The 321-nt window shown below is 47.7% G+C and carries 1 protein-coding gene; it reads left to right on the forward strand.

Annotation, left to right across the window (positions count from 1 at the left end; all coding sequences use genetic code 11):
* Nucleotides 1–321: AAA family ATPase (locus tag H6A61_RS15515; protein ID WP_204394804.1), on the forward strand; the 321-nt coding region annotated here is incomplete at both ends.

Raw genomic sequence — 321 nt, forward strand, 5'->3', positions numbered from 1 at the left:
TGCGTATGAGAAGACAGGGAAGCAGGTGGTTATCCTGGTGGACGAATATGACAAACCGATACTGCAGGCTATAGATAATGAGGAGTTGCAGAATGAGTACAGGAGCACGCTGAAGACTTTCTATGGGGCGCTGAAATCGATGGACAGGTATATACGGTTCGCTCTGCTGACGGGGGTGACGAAATTCGGAAAGGTGAGTGTGTTCAGCGACCTGAACAATCTGAGGGATATTTCGATGGAGTTTGCTTATGTAGGCATTTGTGGTATCACGGAGGAGGAACTGCACTCTGTATTCAAAGAAGGCATAAAGGAGTTGGGTAC

This window comes from Bacteroides caecigallinarum (assembly GCF_016901995.1).
Lineage (GTDB): Bacteria > Bacteroidota > Bacteroidia > Bacteroidales > Bacteroidaceae > Phocaeicola > Phocaeicola cellulolyticus.